The organism is uncultured Mailhella sp., from assembly GCF_944324575.1.
In the GTDB taxonomy this organism is placed as follows: domain Bacteria; phylum Desulfobacterota; class Desulfovibrionia; order Desulfovibrionales; family Desulfovibrionaceae; genus Mailhella.
The window spans coordinates 1-6,169 of record NZ_CALUWV010000111.1; the positions used below are offsets into that span (position 1 = coordinate 1).

Below are 6,169 nucleotides of genomic sequence, written 5' to 3' on the forward strand. Positions count from 1 at the left end.
CAGACGTGTGCTCTTCCGATCTCCCTCTGCGGAATCACCGCCGCCACGCCCGGCAGCTCGAAGTCCGCAGGCTCCGCCGAACAGGCGCAGCCCGCGGCAAAAATGCGCGCTTCGGGATTGAGTCGCCCGAGCTTTCTCGTCATCTGCCTTGCGTCGCTCACGGCCTCGGCCGTCACGGCGCAGGAGTCCACGAGCATGACGTCGGCCTCGGCGGGGTCGTCGGTCTCCACGCCTCCAAGACTTTGCCACCACTCGCGTATGGCCTGCGTTTCATACTGGTTCACGCGGCAGCCGTAGGTGACGGCGTAAAATTTAAATGCCCTTTCCATGATTACCGTCCACCGATGATGGAATATCCGCGTATGCGCTCAATGAGCAGCCCCTTCGGGTCAATGTCGCTTCTCTCGCTGCCGGGCGCAAGCCCCGTGATCACGGCCCTGCCGAGAATGACGCGCCCCTCGCGGCCGTCGCGCAGTCTGCTGCGCACGCCCCAGATGTCGTGGAAGAACACAGGCCGGCCGTCAAAGCAGCCCACATAGAGGCCGATGTGTCCGGGCAGCCACAGAAGCGTGCGGAAGGGCTCGGCCCCGCGCACTATGGCTTCGGTCTTGTTCCTGACGGAAAGCTCCTGAACGCTGTGAAAATCCCCGGCCTTCGCCTGCGCCGCGGAATTTCTGGGCAGCCAGATGCCGAAAGGCGCGAACAGATCGCGCATCATGGCCGAACAGTCTCTGTTGCCGTACATGCCGCCCCATCCGTAATTCTCTCCCATCATGCGGTCGCCTATGGCAGCCACGGCCTGAGCGGAAAGCGGCTGCGGCATGGGCAGAATGCTTCCTGTCTCCACAAACACGTGAGCCGCCTCTGCAAAACCGTCCGTGCCGCGCACGGGCACAAGCACCGTCTGGCCGCTCACGGGCAGCACCGTACCTATGTCGGCCAGAGCGAGAAACGCGCCCGCCGAACGCAGGGAAACGCCTTCCTTCACCACACAGCCCAGCGAAGCTGACTGCCACAGATTTTTAAAGGCCTCGTCCACGAAGGCCACGCTTCCGGCGTCCACCCAGCCCCAGGCCATGGGACTCTGCACCAGAAGCCACGCGCCGTCACGACTTGCGTGGTGCACCATGACGGGCGTACCTGCGGCCATGGAGCTCTGTTGAAAGTCGTCGAAAGGCCAGCCCTGCCCCGCGCCCTCGATTCTCGCAAAGCGCGGCTTCGCGGTGGGAGCCAGCCGAAGATCGGCGTGGCGGACGGCAATGGCCGCACCTGGCTGGGAAGAAATCTCGTCAAGCGCCGCGTTGTATCGCATGTTCTCCCAGGCCGCATCGCTCCACGGACGCAGATTCTCGGCATAGCCTCTCTTGCCGGGAGCCCAGTTCAGCACCGCCTCAAATTCGCGCAGCGTTGCGCGGGTCATCTTGCCAGCTCTCCAGGGGACAAAGAAATTCCTGCGGAACTTCTGCATGTCCGCTTCCGCCGCAGCGGCTGAGCGCAGCAGCGCGCTTCCGCCCGCTTTTTCGGCAAACACGGCAAGGCTCTGCGGAACGGTCTGCACGTCCCGCACTTCACCGGCCGCGTTCTGGCTCTGCGGCGGCATCTTCGGCTGACCGGCGCAGCCTCCGGCAAGCACGGCCCCGGAGAGCACAAGCCCCATAACGACGGCCTTTGCGCCGAAAAATTCCGTCAGCGTTCCGAGCGTCGGATAATGCGCTGCTGTCATGAATTCTCCTCGTTCTTTTCCGCGCGGCGTCTGCCTGGGTCCACCTCGGGAAGCATGTCGGCATGCACCGGGCCTTCACTGCCGGCAAGCCTGTGCGCCAGCCAGGTGTAGCGTCTGCGGATATGATTGTTTTTCACCGCCATGGCCAGAGCGCGCCACTCGCCCACCAGCACGACCATTTTTCGACCGCGCGTCACGGCCGTATACAGCAGATTGCGCTGAAGAAGCATGTAATGCTGCATCATGAGCGGAATGACCACCACGGGATACTCGCCGCCCTGCGACTTGTGGATGGAAATGGCGTAGGCAGGAACGAGCTCGTCCATCTCTTCCCACAGATAGTTCACGTTGCGGTCGTCGAAGCGAACGGTGACCTCGCGTTCCTCGGCATCCAGATAGATGATGGTTCCGGTATCACCGTTGAACACGTCCTTGTCATAGTTGTTGCGCACCTGCATGACCTTGTCGTTCAGACGGAACTGCCGCTCGCCCCGCACCAGGGAGGAATGCTGCGGATTCACGGCGTCCTGAAGACGGCGGTTCAGGCTGTTCACGCCCACGGCGCCGCGCAGCATGGGCGAAAGCACCTGAATGTCCTCGGTATGGAAGCCGAACTTGCGGGGAATGCGGTTCTTCACAAGATCGACCACAAGGTCTGCGGCAGCCTCCGGGTCTTCCTGACGGAAAAAGTAGAAGTCAGTCTTCTGTCCGGCCCGCTGATGAAGTTCCGGCAGATTGCCCCTGTTGATGAGGTGAGCGTTGCAGATGATGTCGCTCTGCGCCGCCTGACGGAACACTTCCAGAAGCTCGACCACGGGCACGACGCCGGAGGCGATGACGTCACGCAGGACGTTGCCCGGTCCCACGGAAGGAAGCTGGTTCACGTCGCCCACAAGAATGAAGGTGGCCCCCACAGGGGCGGCCTTCACCAGATGGTACATGAGCATGGTATCCATCATGGAAGCCTCATCCACCACCAGAAGACCGCAGGCAAGAGGATTGTTCTCGTTGCGGTTGAAGCCGTCCTCCGCCGGACTGTATTCCAGCAGACGATGTATGGTTCTGGCCTCCAGCCCGCTCGCCTCAGACATTCTCTTGGCGGCGCGGCCCGTGGGTGCGGCCAGAAGCACGCGGGCCTTCGCCTCCAGAAAAACCTTGATGATGGCGTTCAGAATGGTGGTCTTGCCCGTGCCGGGACCGCCGGTAAGCACCATGACCTTGGAAGATGCCGCAGTATACACGGCCTGCTTCTGCTCCTCGGCCAGCGTCATGGGCATGGCGTCTATGACCTTTCTCACAAGCTTTTTCGGCTCGGGAATGCGCACGGACTTCGGAGAATGCAGAAGTCTCTGCATGTAAAAGGCAATCTTGGACTCATAAATATAGTTGCGCGTGAGATAGACGCCCTCGTGGTCTCCGAGATCCTCAATGACCACGCGCTCCTCTCTCTCCAGGTCGGTTACGGCCTCGTCGGCCATGTCCGCAGGAATGGAAAGCCTGGACACGGCCTCTTCCACAAGGAGATTGCGCGGGTAGTAAATGTGCCCGTCCTCGGTGAGGCGCATGAGCAGATAGAGCACGCCCGCCTCGGCCCTCAGAGGACTAGACTCGTCGAAGCCGAGCTTTCTTGCAAGCGCGTCCGCAGTGGTGAAGCCTATGCCGTGTATGTCCATGGCGAGGCGGTAAGGATTCTCTCGCACCACGGCAAGGGCCTGCGCTCCGTACTGACGGTAGATGCGCACCGACATGTTGGCGGTCACGCCGTGCGGCTGAAGAAAGATCATGAGCTCGCGTATGCCCTGATGCTCCGCCCAGGAAGCCTTCATGGCCTCAAGGCGCTTCTTGCCGAACCTCGGCAGCTCCAGCATGCGGTCGGGGTCATGATCCATGACGTCGAGCGTGGCCGAGCCGAAATGCGCCACTATGCGGTCGGCCCATTTGGGACCTATGCCCTTGATGCAGCCGGAGGCAAGGAAGAGGCGTATGCCTTCTTCCGTAGCCGGAAGCTCCTCCTCACAGGAGGTCATCTGAATCTGCCTGCCGAATTTAGGATGATTGATCCAGCGCCCCTTCACTCGAAGACGGGCTCCGGGCTGAGGCGAGGACAGACTGCCCACGACCGCCACCGGGTCTTCCCGCCCCTCGACACGGAGCCGGAATACCGTCCAGCCGTTTTCCTCGTTGTGAAAGACCACCCGCTCCAGCGTGCCGGAAAATTCCTCCGGCCTGTCGGTGTCTTCCGAGGCCAGCATATCCATCTGTTCCATGATTTTCGCCCGGGCCGCGTTAGGAAAAAAGAAAAGCCGGGCAGCCCTCATGCCGGCCTCTTTACAACTCCCTTGATGTACTACTATAAACGTGAAATATCATCAAGGCAGGCTCCGTCGGATGCGCGTCATGCCAGCGCGACTCCGACACCGGTCCAGAGTCCGCCATCTTCCGTATGCCGCGCAAGAGCCCGGCATGCCTGTAATCCTCAGCAGTTCAGACTGCGTCGAAGCCGCCCGGAAGCGTCATGCCAGCGCCAGGGGAAGGAGCGCGACATGGTCTGGCTTTCCGTACTGTGAGGACAGTATGCCCGAATTTTCGAGGATAGACCGTCTGCCCCCCTACGCCTTCGCCGTGGTGGGAGAAATCAAGAAGCAGCTCCGCCAGCAGAACATCGACATCGTCGACCTTTCCATGGGCAACCCGGACCTGCCGACGCCCAAGTTCATCGTGGACAAGCTGTGTGAAGCTGCCCGCAAGCCCGTGAACCACCGCTATTCCGTCTCCCGGGGCATTCCCAATCTGCGCAAGGCCATATGCGACCTCTATGCCCGCCGCTACGACGTGCACCTCGACCCCGAAACGCAGGCCATAGCCACCATAGGTTCCAAGGAAGGGCTCGCCCATCTGTGCCTTGCCATGCTGAATCCCGGCGACGTGGTGTTCGCCCCGGACCCCACCTATCCCATTCACGTATACGCCCCCGTCATCTGCGGGGCCGACGTGCGTCGCATTCCTGTAGCGGAAGACCGCGACTTCTTTGAAGATCTGCTCACCGCCACAAAACAGACCTGGCCCAAGCCCAAGCTTCTCATCATAAGCTACCCGCAGAACCCCACCACGCAGGTCGTCGATCTTCCGTTCTTTGAGCGCATCGTTGAATTCGCCAAGGAACACAAAATGTGGGTCATCCACGACATGGCCTACGCCGACCTGTGCTACGACGGCTACAAGGCGCCGAGCTTCCTGCAGGCCAAGGGCGCCGAGGACGTAGGCGTGGAATTCTACTCCATGACCAAGGGCTATTCCATGGCCGGCTGGCGCATGGGCTTCTGTCTCGGCAACCGCGATCTCGTGCACATTCTCACCCGCATCAAGAGCTATCTCGACTACGGCATCTTCCAGCCCATCCAGATAGCCGCCACCGTGGCTCTCAACGCGCCCCGCGACGCCGTGGACAAAATCTGCGATGAATACCGCAAGCGACGCGACGTGCTCTGCACGGGACTCAACCGCATAGGCTGGCCCATCACCCCGCCCAAAGCCACCATGTTCGCCTGGGGCCGCATTCCCGAACCCTTCCGCGCCATGGGCTCCATGGAGTTTTCCAAGCTGCTGCTGCAGAAGGCCCACGTGGCCGTGCAGCCCGGCATAGGCTTCGGACAGATGGGCGACGAGTATGTGCGCTTTGCCCTCATCGAAAACCAGAAACGCACCAGACAGGCCCTTCAGGGCATCAAGAAGGTGCTTCAGGAAAGCTGACCATCCCCAGCGGAGCGGACGGCAGAACGCACACCGGTGCAGCCGCCCGCTCCGGGCCGGAACAAGGCGGCATCTTCCGTCTGACCGGCAGAACCTTTTTCCTCCTTTGGAGCTTGCATGTCTCAGAACCTTTGCATCGGCATAGCCGGCCTCGGTACGGTCGGCAGCGGTCTCGTAGAAATGCTGCAAAAGAATCACGATGAAATTCTGCGCAGAACGGGCCGCGAAATCACGATCAAGGCGGTGGCCGTACACAATCTCGCCAAGAAGCGGGATCTGCCCGAAGGCGTCGTTCTCACCGACAACGCCATGTCCCTTGCCGACGACCCCGACATTCAGGTGGTCGTGGAGCTCATGGGCGGAACCACGGTGGCCAGAGAACTTATCATGCGCTCCATGGAAAACGGCAAGTCCGTCGTCACCGCCAACAAGGCGCTTCTGGCGGAATACGGCCGGGAAATCTTCGCGCTCGCCGCAAGAAAAGACGTGGCTCTCGGCTATGAGGCCAGTTCTGCCGGAGCCATTCCGGTCATACAGACTCTGCGTGACAGCCTTGCCGGCAACCACATCACTTCGGTGATGGGCATTCTGAACGGCACGTCCAACTACATTCTTTCCGAAATGAACAGCCACGGCTTCGACTTTCCCACCGCGCTCAAGGAAGCGCAGGATCTGGGCCTTGCCGAAGCCGACCCC

At 61.2% G+C, this 6,169-nt stretch carries 4 protein-coding genes; 2 read left to right on the forward strand and 2 right to left on the reverse strand.

Going from position 1 to position 6,169, the window contains the following annotated elements:
• Nucleotides 1-331: 331 nt before the first annotated feature.
• Complete coding sequence (locus Q0J81_RS09935; RefSeq protein ID WP_294447548.1) at nt 332-1,723, reverse strand: SH3 domain-containing C40 family peptidase; 1,392 nt, start codon at nt 1,721-1,723, stop codon at nt 332-334.
• Nucleotides 1,720-3,990: an ATP-dependent RecD-like DNA helicase gene (locus tag Q0J81_RS09940; protein ID WP_294447549.1), complete on the reverse strand. Its 2,271-nt coding sequence runs from the start codon at nt 3,988-3,990 to the stop codon at nt 1,720-1,722. The genes Q0J81_RS09935 and Q0J81_RS09940 overlap by 4 nt, the downstream gene beginning before the upstream one ends.
• 307 nt (nt 3,991-4,297) lie before the next feature.
• Here Q0J81_RS09940 and Q0J81_RS09945 point away from each other — a divergent pair, with 307 nt between their 5' ends.
• Nucleotides 4,298-5,473, forward strand: coding sequence for an aminotransferase class I/II-fold pyridoxal phosphate-dependent enzyme (locus Q0J81_RS09945; protein WP_294447550.1), 1,176 nt, complete (start codon nt 4,298-4,300; stop codon nt 5,471-5,473).
• 117 nt (nt 5,474-5,590) lie between these two features.
• On the forward strand, nt 5,591-6,169 hold a 579-nt coding region (locus tag Q0J81_RS09950; protein ID WP_294447553.1), incomplete at its 3' end, for a homoserine dehydrogenase.

Coding starts and splice junctions, on each gene's coding strand:
- Q0J81_RS09935 (WP_294447548.1), bottom strand. CDS start 1,723: ATGACAGCAGCGCATTATCCGACGCTCGGAACGCTGACGGAATTTTTC.
- Q0J81_RS09940 (WP_294447549.1), bottom strand. CDS start 3,990: ATGGAACAGATGGATATGCTGGCCTCGGAAGACACCGACAGGCCGGAG.
- Q0J81_RS09945 (WP_294447550.1), top strand. CDS start 4,298: ATGCCCGAATTTTCGAGGATAGACCGTCTGCCCCCCTACGCCTTCGCC.